Source organism: Aliiruegeria haliotis (genome assembly GCF_003003255.1).
Classification (GTDB): Bacteria; Pseudomonadota; Alphaproteobacteria; order Rhodobacterales; family Rhodobacteraceae; genus Tropicimonas; species Tropicimonas haliotis.
Genome location: NZ_PVTD01000013.1, coordinates 51835 through 65051, shown reverse-complemented (window position 1 = coordinate 65051; position 13217 = coordinate 51835). Strand labels below are relative to the sequence as shown.

Below are 13217 nucleotides of genomic sequence, written 5' to 3'. Positions count from 1 at the left end.
CTACCCTCGACCAAAGAATGCAAGCCACAGGGCAAGACTGCCGCAGAGCCAGAGCAGAACATAGAAAACGGGCAGGAATGGCACCGCGGCAATAATGCCGGATCGGTGCAGCGCAACATGGCCGGCCACCGGAAGGATTCCCCCGGCGATGAGGCAGAAAATCCATGCCGGAAAGTAGGACCCAAAGATCACTATGGTGTCGGGCAGTTGGACCAGCATCTCGCTACACGGCCTCCAATGTCCGCTATCTGCTCGCAATCCTCCCAATGAAATATCAGGGTCGGGTGCCGGTCAAATCAAAATCCGAAAAGAGCAAGCAAGACCGGTGCTCGAATGGTTCCGGAAATCAGACGTGTCGGGAAGGAGTTGGCGCAGAAATGTCATGGAATGCCAAAGATGCGAACGAACCTCGAGCCGTTGTCCTCACGATCGCGGTAAGGCTACATGATTGGGTCGAGTTGTTTCGTACGGCACCAGCGGCAGTGCAATCGAGGTCTGAATGAAAAGGTTTCCAACCGATCGTCCCGTGACGACATCGCGCGGCATCGTGGCGATATACCGAGCGAACCTCGCGGCACCGGCGCTGCTTTCTTCCAAGGAGTTTAGCACTGATCCGTCGCGCCAACGATAGCAGGCGCCAACGGATCAACTGGTCACGAAGATCGCTCTGGCCATATCGGCAATCGGGATAGTTTGGCCTTGGGCTGGTCCCGGCTGTCTTGCCCTACGGATCCGAGCTTGTCCCGGCAGAGTTAACCGGTCCGTTAGTTCGCACCGGCGCTATCGGGTCGAGGTGGTGCCGCGTGCGTTCAGTCAGTCCACAAAGGGCGCAGATCAAGTCTTGATCCAGGAGGTGGCGGCGTCCATGTCGTCGAGATTGAAAACCATCACCTCCGCGGGCGACAAACCGCCGAAGAACTTCGCCCCCTTTCTGATCCACTCAACATCGGTGACGATCGCCACCTTCGAAAAGGTCGAGAAATCGGTGAAACCCAGTCGCATGTCATCCCATGCGGCCCCGGCGGAGTAACCATCAAAATACTGGTCGAGGACACAGAACAGCTTGACCTTGCCATGCTCCTTCTTTGCCGCGTTGATCGCCGGCACAAAGGTCTCGGAGTAGTCGCGAGACGTGATGATTCCAGCCATTCGGACGGCGAGAACATCCCGCGGAAAGCCGTCGAGGAGAATGACCTCTCCGGGATGATCATCTTCCATCGCGGCCCAGTTCGCTGCATCATCCAACGCATCGGTCCCGAAATGCCTGACCTTTGCCGCGGTAAACACATCCACGAGCGGGCGAGCCATCGAAATGAAGGCACTATCGCTGACAATCGCGACCTTCTTCACCAGCTGGTGGTGCTGTTTGACGAACGCGATATGCGACGACATCGCAGCCACATCTTCCCAGATGGGCGCTTCATTGGCCTGCACGACAAGGTTAGGTACCTTATCCTGTTCATTGATGTAATCGTCGATTCTTTGCTTAAGCTCTTTGATATCCGCTTCGGTCAGGCGTTTGTCAGGCGTAACGGTGGCGACGTTCGAAACCGAATCAATCTCAATGCTCATAATGTCTCTCCATGTTTGCTCTGTGCCTTAGGCCCGGAATCTCAAAGGATAATCACCGCTTCATCGGCGCACCATTTTTCTTGCGCGCTGGCGGCCAAACGATAGCGCAGCAACCGGCAAAGACAACAAGCGGACGCTACGCTCGACAAGACGCTGTTATGGGACTGTCTTCACTCAACTGACGTCCCGAACCCTGTGATGGCCAAGGCAAGAGCACATAAAACAAGGTATATAGCCCCTCTCAACGGACGTTCTGTCGAAAATGCAGCATGCGCAGCAATGCCTGCCTGGATTGCGTAGTACAGAGCAAAGGCCCTGGACGCATACGAGATGATCTGGAAAATATCCAAACTCCAGGTCAGCAGGAGCCCAACCGATACCAAGAGGGCATATCCTAGCTTCTCGGGGACACGACCTCGTGAGATCTCGGAGATCAACCCACCAGATCCACTTGTATCTGCCACCGCGGCACTGAACTGCGCGCTCAGCGCGGCTGCCACAAGCAGCAACGGTAGAATTGGAGCGACGACAGACATCAGGTCGATGATCGCCGTTTCGTTGAGTGTTATCCCACCTGCGTCGATCGAGTAGCTGAGCAACCCGATATAGACCAGGTAGATCAGACTTGCGATGATCTGGGCCCACCGCATTGAACGAACCCGTGTCGCAGCGTCGTACGTCGTGCCTAGATATCGCGAAGTCTCGAAGCCCTGCACTGTAACGATCAAACCTGCGAGCAGGAGAACCGCTTTGATTCCGGTGACTGAAGCCTGTTTGAACTGCAGCGTTCCCTCACCGGCCTTGTTACCAAAGAAGATAGCAAGCCCGACGATGAGACCGGCAATAATGGACAGTTTCAGGCCAACCGTAACCTGTTCCATCCGCTCAAGCGCAGAAAACCCACGCGTCCAGCCCACGACAAGGATCAGGACAAACATCGAGGTTGTCAGCAATCGGGCATGATAGCTGTCATCGACGCTGGTCAGGCTGACACCAAATGCCCCAAAAAGGTTTAGGTAGTAAGCCACGGAAACAAAGAAAGCGAAAGCAAGGCTCGCTGAAGCCAGCGCCTCCAACTGCGCGACCGGTCGACCTCTGTCCGGCCGACGATCGAGGTCCAAGATGTTGAAACGGATCGCGTCACCGAACCCCCACGCCACGATGCAAAGACCCAACATGGCGAGGGGCGCATAGGCACCGAAACTCACATCGAGGATGGGTCCGAGAACGAGGAACCCGCTCCCGATGATCGAGGCCAGCGGCGTAACAGTGGCCCGCCAAAGCCTCGCATTCGCAACCCTCGGCCAGATCAGTAGCGACGCAACGAGGACAACAGAACTCAAGATCAGAATGTTCAGCATCGGAGAATTCTAGGTTTTAGAATGCCTGTAGACGCACAGCATGCCGTGGAAGACTTTTTTTGGAAAGCAACAAATATGAGATCGACGCCCAACTCGTCCTAACCACTTTCACTAGAACGTCGCGTTGATTTTTTCCGAACCCACGGACCCTGCAGATCGTCAGATATCGGCGGGTGAAGAACCGCATATCCTGCCCATAACGCAAGGCCCAGGCCCAGCAATACGAGTGAGATGAGCGCCAGCTTTCTCGCGTGCGTTTACTCCATTGGCCATAGCGCGGGCTGGTGCAAAACGATTCAGAGCGGTCGATCGGTCTTCCCACGCGGGTCACTCCCACTCAGCGGCAGTCGTTCGCCATTGCTTCTCGTCGCTGTCCCATGTGCTGGCAGTCATACATGGCGTCGGGTTGATACCGCCGCATTGCGAGCCGTGAACATCCGCCAGAAGAACCTTGTTCGGCCCGAGATCCGCCAAGCCCCAACCCTGGTTCAACAGGGAACTAAGGACATCTTCCACGAGGAAATGAGACATGCATCCCCCCGTACCACAGTAAAGAGAAGCCGCCGTTGAGCAGGAGAAGCCGCGCTCGTTCAGCACCCAGTCGGGGTACAGGTCGCCATCCAGATCGACCCGGTCAACGGCCTCCCATTCGAGATAGAAGGCGCCATTGTCGAACTCGGCGCAAGCCTGCTGGGCGGCCTCGACTTTTTCCTGCAGTGGGGCGGGGAGGTCGGAATCATCAGCGGACGATGCCGGTGTGATCAAAGCAAGCCAGAATGCGGCCCAAACCCCGAGAAACCTCAAGGCTTTGGCTCCCCTGCATTGTGGCTTCACGTCATGCCAGGGCATCAGTTGCACTTCTCATACTGGTAGTCCCCGTATTCCAGCCAGTCCTTGGCACCATTGCTGAACACAAGCGTTTCCGATCGATCCTCGCCAAGGAGCGCGACGACGAACCCCTTCGGTGCTGCCGCATTGCCAAAGAAACTGTAGGCCGTCATGGCACGCGTCACCTCGCCGTTCACCGTCAGCACTGCATCCCATTCGCCATCCGGGGTGTCGAGGATCACGTATTCAATCTGGCGTTTCACGGCACCGCCACCACAATAGACCGCACCCTCCGGAGCCTCGGTGCTCGCCGTCTCCTGTGCCGCTCCGCCACACGCAGATCGGAGTGACTTGATGGCTGCACTGGACCCCGCGAGGTCGAAGATTCCATAGGTGATGTCCTGATCGACCATAGAAAGGTTGACCGAGGCATTTGCCGCCAACTGATCCAGAACGAAACCGTAGTCCTCCGCGTTGTTGAACGAGATCTCGACCGGGTAGTTGTCAACGATCTGAACGCTGGCGTTGTTCTGCCCGACCTGGAAAGCACCAACTTCGGTCGTTCCGTCCTGCATGAAACGGATCGACAGTCCCTGCTTGGCCACTAAGTCCTCGCTGTCCTCGTGGCCCGCGGGCGCAAAGCGAATGCGGTCGCATTGGAGTTCCAGCGTGGAATCACTGGATTGGATGAACGCATTTGCCGTCGGTCCGGCAACGAAAGTCCATTCTGCAAGGACTGGCGAGGCGACGGCGCAGGCCACCGCAAGGCCCAAGAATATCTTTCGTTTCATTCGGTTTCCCTTCAAATCTCAAAAGCCAATCTGACAAGTCAGTCACGCTGCCGGTGGTCCGTAGGCGTTGGCCCCTTCCTCGGACGGCCGGGTCAGCCACCAGATCATCATGACCGTCAGAACCAATTGCAGCACCCAGACTACGATCATCCCGGTTACACCAAGAAACGCTGCTGGGCCGCGCAGAACCTCCGGATCGTCTACGCCGCCCTCTAGTACGGAGAAGACCGCAACACCGCTCAGAAGCGCAATCATGGTCGCAAACCCCAACGCCATTGGTAGTAGAAGGTACCACCCCGGGCGTCCGGTGTCGTGCAGTCGGCGCCATCCAGCAGCAAGCATCGGCAAGAAAACCGCGAGTTGAAATAGGGGGTTAAAGACACTCGTGCCTTCGCCGGTTTCGGGGTTAGTGCCGAAAACCGCCCTGTCGAGGATCGAAAAAACGATGTTGCACAAGATGACGAAAAGCACGAACCACCAGTATTCCGAACGTGTCGCCCGCCCTGAAAAGACGACGTATTTCGAGAGGCAGACCTTTATCGATTGCGCAAACCCCATTTCAAACTTCCCAATCTGTGTTTTTGCTTATGACATTCCGTCATGGCATAGGTTTTTATGTTACAGGTCAAGCCGCCAGACACGGGTCTTGCCGTCGCCTGACGCGGCTACGCAGACGGAGCAAGCCGATGCCCTCAAAGCGAATTGCAGTGATCGGCACCGTACTCGTTGCGGTTGGCGCGGTGTTCTGGGCTGGTTCCGAGATCCAAAAAGCCACCTATCTTGACCGGTGCTTTGATCTGGGCGGTGGTCGGAACCCCGGCGACCATCCAATTTGCGTCGTCGAAAGGGCAACGCCGCCGCTTCAGCTTGGACCGATTGTGATAACGGCGCAGGAAGTTGTCGGTGGCGAAATGCGCGCTGATTTGGATGATCGGGCTCTTGTCGAGTTGAGATTGGCCCCAGGCGCTGCTGCGGCCCTGACGGCATTCACCAAGGCATCTGTTGGCGGCACACTCGACATCCGGGTCAATGGAAGACTGGTACGCTCCGTCAATATCGCTGAAGGCATTAAGGGTGACCGCTTCGTCATTGCAGTGGACATGGACGAGGCCGAGTCTCTCGCCCAAGACCTCGGGCTGAACGACCTTTGAGCCTTAGTTTGCGTCCGCGTGCCAACTGGCATTGGCACGGAGTTACTCGAGCGGTAGGGAACGCGTGTCGACGGATTCATCGTACTTTCGAATGAAAACTGCTTTTCCTGTAGTCAGGCGCGTTGCAAGCGGTACAGAAATGAGACGAACGATCATGCTGAGTGATCTACGCATGACCGCTATGAGGCACCCGCTATACGGCTGAGTTCAGGGCGAGCAACGGCGGCTCAGGGCCGGTTGCGGTTCTAAGGAGCCGTGATTGGCGGTGGTTTCCTTCGCTTGCCCGAAAGCGCATTGCCCACAATGGCCGCGAGCAGAACAGCACCTCCGATCAGAGTGTTCGCAGTCGCGGTTTCCCCCAGAAACAGCCAGACCCAGAGTGGTCCGAGTAGCACTTCGGCTAAGGACAACAGGGCGAGTTCTGCCGCGGGGAGGCTGCGCGAGCCCAGTGTGTAGAGGATCAGCCCTGCGCCGACCTGGAATATCCCCATGCCCATTGCAATGCCGCCATCACTGGGGCTCAGCACGAAGGAGAGCCCGAGGCCCAAGCATATGGCCGAAGTAATGACGATCGCGAAGAGGCCAGACAGGAACACCGCTGGCAGCATTTCTCCTGTGCGCCCCCATCGCAGCGCCACGGTGAAGACAGCAAAACCGAAGGCTGATCCAAGCGCGGCGAGGCTGCCCTTTAGGGCGACGCCTCCGGACTTGTCCGCGACCATGATCCCGATCCCGCCGATAGCGACGGCGATCGCTATCCAGGTTGCCACGCGGACGGGCTCCCGCAACACGATCTTTCCAAGCACTGCTGCCATAAATGGTGCGGTTGCAAACAGAAGCATGGCATTTGCGACCGAAGTGTTCTGGATCGCATAGATGCCGCCGGAATAGGCTGCAACCAGCGACAGGCCCGCCACGATAGCCGGAAAGCCTATGCGGCGGATCTGAACAAATGGGCTTTCGCCAGACCGCACGCGGATAAGCACGTAGAGAAACAGCGACAGGCTGATCGACCGGTAGAGCAGTATCTGCCACACGACGGCGTCTTCGATCAGGCGAATACCGAGGCCGACCGTCGACCACAGCACACCCGCCGCAAAAACGAAGAGCACACCGTACTTGTGGGCATCGGCAGTTGAAGGGGCTGTGGTGATTGATGTCATGTCCGGCCGATTAAAGATGTCACTTTCTTCAGCTTAGCCTCAGGGCCGGGGTGCCGATCATTCATTTGCGACATTGTCGATGGTTGCCGCACAATGTTGCACTGGACCAAAATCGCCAGTGATTTCCGATTGGCTCAAATGGCTGCGTAGTATCAACGCACGTTTTTTCATTGGCGATAGCCGAATTGGGCTGTCAAAGGCGTCGGTCGCTATCGTCATCGCCCCAAAATTTCTGTAGCATTCGTATGAGTTTACCGACGGACCCTAAATGAACCCGACAGAAATCGCAGACGCCTTGGAAGAAATCGCCGCTCGCCCGTTCGACGGCGGCGAGTTCCCGTTTGCGTTCGCCGCCGCCATGGGAAGTCCGCAAGCCACGGTTTCAAAGCTACGCAGTGGGACGATCAACAAATCGAAGGTGCCCGGCGCGGTCCTGATGAACCGCAAGTTCTATGCCATGGTGACCGAACCGGGAGCGGTGGACCAGGGCCTGTCGATGATCCGGTCGGACAAGAAGACCACTACCCACAAACCGGCGATCCTTCTGGCAACCGACGGCGTTGACCTGTCCGCCGAACATGTCGCATCGGGCGACAGCTTGCATATCAAGTTCGCCGACCTGCATCATCACTTCGGGTTCTTCCTGCCAGCGGCTGGCATGTCGCGCTACAAGGCGGCGGAGGAGAACGAGGTCGACGTCAAGGCGGCGGGGCGACTGGCCAAGCTCTATGATGCGCTTCTCAAGAAAAACCCGGACTGGAAGACACCGGAACGGCGGCATGACCTGAACCAGCTGATGACGCGGTTGATCTTCTGCATGTTTGCGGAAGACGTGGGTATCTTTGATAACAACCTGTTTTCGCGTCTCATCTTCACCCATGCTGGCGACAAAGGGGAAGAAGCGCAGTCCTGCATCGCGTCGGCCTTCGCCGCGATGAACCTGCCAAAGGGCCAGCGTCAGAACCTGCCGGCTTGGGCCGATGCCTTTCCCTATGTGAACGGCGGGCTTTTCGCCGATACACTGGATGTGCCCAAATTCGACCGCGGTGCCTATCGCTACCTTCAGGACGCCTGCCAGCTCGATTGGCAAGAGATCAACCCGGATATCTTCGGGTCCATGATCCAGTCGGTCGCCGATCCGGACAAACGGTCCGAACTGGGGATGCACTACACCTCGGTGCCGAATATCCTCAAGGTGCTGGGGCCGCTGTTTCTTGATGATCTGGATGAGCAGATCGAGAAGGCCGGCGATAGCCGAAAGGCGCAGGCGCGCGTGCTGAAACGGATCGAGGGTATCCGGGTATTTGACCCGGCCTGTGGATCGGGCAACTTCCTTGTTGTCGCCTATCGGGAGCTTCGAGCGCGCGAGATGCGCGTGCTGGAGCGTCTGGCGCAGCTTGATGGCGGGGCATCGGCGCAGATGTTCTCTGGCGTGCGACTGGCGAATTTCTACGGCATCGAGATCACGGATTTCGCGGCAGAGACGGCTAAGCTGGCGCTTTTCATCGCCGAGTATCAGGCCAATGCGCGCTTCGGCGAGATGTTTGGGAACACGGCCCCGGCCCTACCCCTGCGAGATGGCGGGAACATCGTTTGCGACAATGCACTGCGATTGGATTGGGAGGGGGTTTGCCCGCCGCCGGGGGAAAATGAGGAGGTCTTTATTGCGGGGAATCCGCCATTTGTCGGTTTCAACTCGAGGACGCCAGCGCAATCAGAAGACATGCGCTTCCTGTTGGCTGACCGGCTGAAAAGTTTTGAACGCCTCGATTTGGTGATCTGTTGGTTCATCAAGGCTGCTGACTATATTCGCGGCCGCGCTGGAGCGGGCGCATTGGTTTCGACCAATTCGATTGCTCAAGGAGTGACGGTCAATATTCTATGGCCCGAAGTCTTGCGTGAGGGGATCAGAATTCATTTCGCCCATCGACCTTTCATGTGGTCCAACAATGCTGCAAAGAATGCGGCGGTTTCATGCGTGGTAGTCGGCATCTCATCATCAAGAACCGGACAGTCTATCATCTTTGATGGCGAACTTCGTAAGGATGCCAACAACATCAATGGCTATCTTCTCGATGCACCCGACGTAACGGTTGCACAGAAGGGTCGGCCAATTTTCCCGCTTCCAAAAATGGATGTTGGCAGTATAGCGCGTGACGAAGGCAATTTGATTTTCTCGGAAACAGAAAGAAACCAACTTGTTTCGGAGCATCCTGAAGCCGCGCCATTTATTCGCCGTTACATGGGTGCCAGGGAAGTAGCTCAAGGATTGGTCCGTTATTGCCTGTGGGCGGAGACCAATGAACTGGACGATGTGCGACGCTTTCCTCCCTTGGCGAAACGACTAGATGCGGTAGCCAAGTTTAGGTCCGAAAGCGATGCACAAGTAACTCGAGACGCAGCCGCTGTGCCCCATCGGTTTGGTCAAATAACGGGCAAAGGCGTGCCGAAGAAATCAGCTATCTTAATGCCGCGAACATCTTCCTCTCGCAGACCTTATCTACCGGTTGAGTTGGTCGGCAGTGATGTTGTTGCCTCGGCAGATTGTCAGATCATCTTTGACCCCCCTGATTGGTGTTTTGCGATCTTGGCATCTAAGCTTCAATGGTGTTGGGTGAGTACCGTCAGCGGGCGTATGAAGAATGATTTCCGCTACAGTAGCACCTTGTGCTGGCACGTTTTCCCAATACCGCGTTTCACCGAGGATCAGCTGGAAGCACTGAACGCGTCCGCACGCGCGATCCTCAAGACCCGATACATGCACCACCCCAAGACCATCGCGCAGCTGTACGACCCAGACGACATGCCGGACGACCTGCGTGAGGTTCACCGCCAGAATGACGAACTGCTCGAGACGATGTATATCGGGCGTCCGTTTCGCAACGATACCGAACGACTTGAGCGGCTGTTCAAGCTCTATGCTGCCCGGATCGAGAAGCTGAAGAAGGAAGAGGCCCCCAAAAGAATGGTAAAGAGTAATGGTTGATCTTGTGCGTATGACCTATGGCCATTCCGGCGCAGACTCCAAGACGAACAGCCTCGGCCAGCGCCCGATGCAGGCCCGCGTCTATGAGGCGCGCGCCGCACAGTTCCTGCTGTTGAAGGCGCCACCGGCGGCGGGCAAGTCCCGTGCCTTGATGTTCCTGGCGCTCGACAAGCTCGAAAACCAGGGCGTGAAGAAGGTGGTTGTGGCGGTGCCCGAAACCTCTATCGGCAGTTCCTTCCGCTCGACCGACCTGACCTCGTACGGTTTCTGGGCCGATTGGCACGTGGAGCCGCAATGGAACCTTTGCCTGTCTGGCGAAGACGGCATGGCGAAGTCTCAGAAGGTGAAAGCGTTCGAAGCCTTCATGGACAGCGACGCCCGTGTGATCGTCTGCACCCATGCGACGTTCCGCTTTGCCTTCGACGCGATCGAGAAGGCACGCGGTGTGGAGGCGTTTGACGATTTCCTGATCGCGGTCGATGAGTTCCATCACGTTGCAGCGGCGGATGACAACCGTCTGGGTGAGATCCTCCGCAAATTGCTGGCCCGCGAGAAAGCCCACATGATGGCGATGACCGGGTCCTATTTCCGGGGAGACAGCGTGCCAGTCCTGCGGCCCGAGGATGAGGCGCGGTTCAAGTCCATCACCTATAGCTACTATGAGCAGCTTGAGGGATACGAGCACCTGAAGTCGCTGGGGATTTCTTATTCGTTCTATCGGGGGCGGTATATCTCGGCGATCCCCGATGTGCTCGACACCGACCGGAAAACGATCATCCATATCCCGCATCGCGGTTCGGCCGAAGCGTTCGGAGAAAAGCACGATGAGGTCGGTTTGATCATGGGCGCCATCGGTGAACACGTTGGCCGGGATCCGGACACCGGGTTCGACCTGGTGAAACGCGCCTCGGACGGCAAGGTTCTCAAGATCGCCGACCTCGTGGATGACGGTGACGGGCGCGACGGCATCAAGGCCGCGTTGCAGGAAGAGACGAAGGGTCCTAATGGCAAGCGAGACGACGAAGCGGATAAGGCCAAGGTCGATATCATCATCGCCCTCGGCATGGCCAAAGAAGGGTTTGACTGGCCGTGGTGCGAACACGCGCTGACCATCGGCTATCGGAATTCGCTAACGGAGATCGTCCAGATCATCGGCCGGGCCACCCGTGATGCACCTGGAAAGCCCCATGCCCAGTTCACCAACCTGGTCGCCGAGCCCGGTGTGGAAACAACAGTCGTCGCCGACGCGGTCAACGACATGCTCAAGGCAATCTCGGGTGCGATGCTGATGGAGCAGGTGCTGGCACCCAACTTCAAATTCTATCGCCGAGAAGACGGGGATATCCGCGCGCCTGTGGAAACGATGAAAGACGGCACTGTGCATATCGGGATCAAGGGCTTAATGGAGCCGCCTACGGCCCGCGCCCGTGCGATTGTCGAAAACGACATGAACGAACTCGTGGCCAAGGCTTGCCAAGCAATGGACCGGCGCGTTGTCGCGGATGATGTGGCCCCGGAAGTCGCCACTCAGATGGTGCTGACGGATATCATCGAGACGACCTACGAAAACCTGTCCGATGACGAAACAGAATCTGTGCGTCAGGACCTCGCAGCGCGGATGAACCTGATCGGCATGGCAAAACGCGCATCGCAAGATGGCGGGTTTGCTGAAGAAGGCGAAGAGTACGATGCTGAGCCGTCGGAAAACCTGTCGCTGATGAACATGGTGAAACGGTTCGTGAACGTGCGCGAACTGGATATCGACCTGATCGACAGCGTGAACCCGTTTAAGGAAGGTTTCGACGTCGCCTCGCGTGCCTTCGACACGCCACTCTTGAAGACGATCCAGGACGCGATGATTTCACAGCGCATCCAGATGACCGAAAAAGAAGCTCTGACGCTGTGGCCGCGCATCAAGCGGTTTCGGGCGCAGGAAGGCCGCGAACCCAACCCGCATTCGGCCGATCCATTGGAGAAGCGCCTTGCGGAGGCTCACGCATACATCAAGACGAAAAAGGCCGAACGCCAGCGAGCGGCTCAGTCGGGAACCTGAGCCCTATGCCGCGCTACCGATCCCTCGATGAAATCTTCGAAGAGCCGGATGAATTCGGGCTTCTCGACATTAAGGAAACAAACCGCGGCGCGGCGGCAACACCAGATGCTCGAAACGCCGAGATCGTCTCGCAGGTGAATGCTTTCTACGAGTCGAACGGTCGGATTCCGGACGACAACAGCTTGGACCTCGAGGAGATGAAACTCGGGACAATCTGGCGTTCAATTCGGACCAGTCCATCGGCTGCGATGATGGCGGCAGACCGGAACCGGCTGCTTGGGCATGGCCATCCAGTGGTATCGACCGCAACCATTCCCGAAACGGAGTCTCCGGCTGAGCCTGAGCCCGATTGGCGCGAAGAAGTTGCCGACGAGGAAGTTCCGGCCAGCCTCGACGACATCTTCGGCGATGATGACTTGGACGTGCACGATGCAGTTCTCAACATCCGAAACGTGACGCCAGCCTCAGAGCGTCAGTTGCCTGACCACCGGGCTGACATGTTCCCGTGTCCGGATTTCGAACATTTCGAAGACGGCTTTGCCGAGATGCAGTCGAAGCTCGAGTCCGGAGATCGAAAGGTTCTCCCGGTTCAGGACAATGTTGAGATCACGGTCTATGAAGGCGATTTCTTCATTCATCGCGGCCTCCTTGTCTATGTCGCCGAAAAAACAGAACTGTCGCGCAGGAGCGGTAAGCCGGATCACCGTTTACGGATCATCTTTTCCAATGGCATGGAGAATGATCCCCTATCATCGTCATTCCGCAAAGCGCTCGCAGCGGATAAGACCGCACGGATTGTCGAAAGAGCCGGGTTTGGGCGGCTCGATCCGGAATGGGATCAGGATAGCATGGCGGTCACCGGCACAGTGTATGTGGCGCGAAGCCTGTCGACAGCCCCGGAAATCGCAGAAGTGTCAAGGATCCTGCACAAGGTCGGTGTGACCAGTCAGGAAGTCCGGAGGCGTATTGCTGATGCGAAGAACGACCCAACATTCCTGCTCGCGCCTGTAGAGATTGTCGCCACCTACGAGTTGCACAATCTGGAGCGCATGAAGGTCGAAGACCTTTTGCATCGCTTTTTTGATGCAGCGCGTCCGCAGGGTCTTGTGATCACGGACCGGTTTGGCAAGGCGGTCCATCCTCGAGAATGGTTCTACGTGCTCCCTGAGCATGTGAGCCAAGCCGTTCAGCTCATTCAGGAACGCAGGTTGCACGAGTACAGGTACGACAGCCAACGCCAGTTGATCGTCAAGGTGGAGCCGGGCAATTAGGCGTGCTTCTCTATTGAAACAGGTTCGTGCGGAGTAGGGCG

Annotated in this window: 11 protein-coding genes; 4 read left to right on the top strand and 7 right to left on the bottom strand. The window is 57.2% G+C overall.

Translation table 11 applies throughout. The annotated features are described in order from the left end of the window. The 6 genes from CLV78_RS24990 to CLV78_RS21095 all read right to left on the bottom strand — a co-directional run bounded on the left by CLV78_RS24990 (nt 1) and on the right by CLV78_RS21095 (nt 5110). Complete coding sequence (locus CLV78_RS24990) at nt 1-219, bottom strand: YtcA family lipoprotein (RefSeq protein ID WP_106207775.1); 219 nt, start codon at nt 217-219, stop codon at nt 1-3. Between the two features lie 615 nt (nt 220-834). Beyond that, nucleotides 835-1572 (bottom strand): SpoIIAA family protein, encoded by a 738-nt coding sequence (locus CLV78_RS21115; RefSeq protein WP_106207773.1) that lies wholly within the window; start codon nt 1570-1572, stop codon nt 835-837. 170 nt (nt 1573-1742) lie between these two features. After that, nucleotides 1743-2933, bottom strand: a complete 1191-nt coding sequence (locus tag CLV78_RS21110; protein WP_106207771.1) for a hypothetical protein — start codon at nt 2931-2933, stop codon at nt 1743-1745. 327 nt (nt 2934-3260) lie between these two features. Next, nucleotides 3261-3782: a hypothetical protein gene (locus CLV78_RS21105; protein WP_245925228.1), complete on the bottom strand. Its 522-nt coding sequence runs from the start codon at nt 3780-3782 to the stop codon at nt 3261-3263. Then, on the bottom strand, nt 3782-4552 hold the full coding sequence (locus tag CLV78_RS21100) for a hypothetical protein (RefSeq protein WP_106207769.1): 771 nt from the start codon (nt 4550-4552) through the stop codon (nt 3782-3784). The genes CLV78_RS21105 and CLV78_RS21100 overlap by 1 nt, the downstream gene beginning before the upstream one ends. 42 nt (nt 4553-4594) lie before the next feature. Then, nucleotides 4595-5110 carry a DUF805 domain-containing protein gene (locus CLV78_RS21095; RefSeq protein WP_106207767.1) on the bottom strand — a complete coding sequence of 172 codons (516 nt, stop codon included), beginning with the start codon at nt 5108-5110 and terminating at the stop codon, nt 4595-4597. A gap of 149 nt (nt 5111-5259) precedes the next feature. Here CLV78_RS21095 and CLV78_RS21090 point away from each other — a divergent pair, with 149 nt between their 5' ends. After that, nucleotides 5260-5703, top strand: a complete 444-nt coding sequence (locus CLV78_RS21090; RefSeq protein WP_170111682.1) for a hypothetical protein — start codon at nt 5260-5262, stop codon at nt 5701-5703. Nucleotides 5704-5948: 245 nt separating this feature from the next. On the opposite strand, the gene CLV78_RS21085 is transcribed toward CLV78_RS21090, so the two are convergent. Beyond that, nucleotides 5949-6866, bottom strand: coding sequence for a DMT family transporter (locus tag CLV78_RS21085; RefSeq protein WP_106207763.1), 918 nt, complete (start codon nt 6864-6866; stop codon nt 5949-5951). Nucleotides 6867-7134: 268 nt separating this feature from the next. Here CLV78_RS21085 and CLV78_RS21080 point away from each other — a divergent pair, with 268 nt between their 5' ends. The 3 genes from CLV78_RS21080 to CLV78_RS21070 are packed head-to-tail and all read left to right on the top strand — an operon-like array spanning nt 7135 to nt 13176. Continuing rightward, nucleotides 7135-9852: a DNA methyltransferase gene (locus CLV78_RS21080; protein ID WP_106207761.1), complete on the top strand. Its 2718-nt coding sequence runs from the start codon at nt 7135-7137 to the stop codon at nt 9850-9852. Further along, a complete protein-coding gene (locus tag CLV78_RS21075; RefSeq protein WP_106207759.1) occupies nt 9845-11905 on the top strand; it encodes a DEAD/DEAH box helicase in 2061 nt (686 codons plus the stop codon). Before CLV78_RS21080 ends, CLV78_RS21075 begins: the two co-directional genes overlap by 8 nt. A 5-nt stretch (nt 11906-11910) precedes the next feature. Then, a complete protein-coding gene (locus tag CLV78_RS21070; RefSeq protein WP_106207757.1) occupies nt 11911-13176 on the top strand; it encodes a GIY-YIG nuclease family protein in 1266 nt (421 codons plus the stop codon). The last annotated feature ends 41 nt before the right edge of the window (nt 13177-13217 follow it).

Bases quoted from the DNA above. Each gene is read 5' to 3' on its own strand.
- CLV78_RS24990 (WP_106207775.1), bottom strand. From the start codon at position 219: ATGCTGGTCCAACTGCCCGACACCATAGTGATCTTTGGGTCCTACTTT.
- CLV78_RS21115 (WP_106207773.1), bottom strand. From the start codon at position 1,572: ATGAGCATTGAGATTGATTCGGTTTCGAACGTCGCCACCGTTACGCCT.
- CLV78_RS21110 (WP_106207771.1), bottom strand. From the start codon at position 2,933: ATGCTGAACATTCTGATCTTGAGTTCTGTTGTCCTCGTTGCGTCGCTA.
- CLV78_RS21105 (WP_245925228.1), bottom strand. From the start codon at position 3,782: ATGCCCTGGCATGACGTGAAGCCACAATGCAGGGGAGCCAAAGCCTTG.
- CLV78_RS21100 (WP_106207769.1), bottom strand. From the start codon at position 4,552: ATGAAACGAAAGATATTCTTGGGCCTTGCGGTGGCCTGCGCCGTCGCC.
- CLV78_RS21095 (WP_106207767.1), bottom strand. From the start codon at position 5,110: ATGGGGTTTGCGCAATCGATAAAGGTCTGCCTCTCGAAATACGTCGTC.
- CLV78_RS21085 (WP_106207763.1), bottom strand. From the start codon at position 6,866: ATGACATCAATCACCACAGCCCCTTCAACTGCCGATGCCCACAAGTAC.
- CLV78_RS21080 (WP_106207761.1), top strand. From the start codon at position 7,135: ATGAACCCGACAGAAATCGCAGACGCCTTGGAAGAAATCGCCGCTCGC.
- CLV78_RS21075 (WP_106207759.1), top strand. From the start codon at position 9,845: ATGGTTGATCTTGTGCGTATGACCTATGGCCATTCCGGCGCAGACTCC.
- CLV78_RS21070 (WP_106207757.1), top strand. From the start codon at position 11,911: ATGCCGCGCTACCGATCCCTCGATGAAATCTTCGAAGAGCCGGATGAA.